The 600-nt window shown below is 57.0% G+C and carries 1 protein-coding gene; it reads left to right on the top strand.

Annotated elements, in window-relative coordinates:
* Positions 1-600, top strand: a 600-nt coding sequence (locus tag GXP75_RS21340) for an AMP-binding protein (protein ID WP_242557812.1), incomplete at both ends; no start/stop codon positions are given.

The raw sequence follows: 600 nt of genomic DNA, 5'->3' as shown, positions 1-600 counted from the left end.
TGTTTCACCTATAGCTCCGACTCTCCACGGCCTGTTTACACGCCAGGCGGCGCTTACGCCTGATCGGCAGGCGATTCACTTCGCTAATGGGAGCCTGACATACAGGGAGCTTGATGCGTATTCAAACAGGCTGGCCGTACGCCTTGCGGCGAAAGGCGTGACGAAAGAAAGCATCGTCGGCATCCTTGCCGAGCGCTCGCCGGAAATGATGATTGCCGTGCTGGCCGTTTTGAAAGCGGGCGGCGCTTATCTGCCGCTTGATCCGGCGTATCCTGCCGGGCGCCTGAGCTACATGCTGAAAGACAGCGGGGCTTCGCTTATGCTGACACAATCTGGTTTAACGGTTCCCGATTTTTCAGGTGGGACGCTTGAAGTGGATATGGTTGCGCTTGTGGATGGCGATACGTCGGAAGTGCCTGCAGGCACTTCCGACGGCGGCTCTCTGGCGTACCTCATTTATACCTCCGGCTCCACGGGGCAGCCAAAGGGCGTGGCGGTGGAGCATCGCCAAGCGGTTTCTTTTCTGACCGGCATGCAGCGGCAGTTTCCGTTACATAAAGAGGATGTCATTGTGCTGAAAACGTCATTCTCATTTGACGC

Source organism: Bacillus sp. HU-1818 (genome assembly GCF_022695965.1).
GTDB classification, from domain to species: Bacteria; Bacillota; Bacilli; order Bacillales; family Bacillaceae; genus Bacillus; species Bacillus atrophaeus.
Note: the sequence above shows the minus strand (reverse complement) of the source record. Positions and strands in the feature narration are given on the sequence as shown.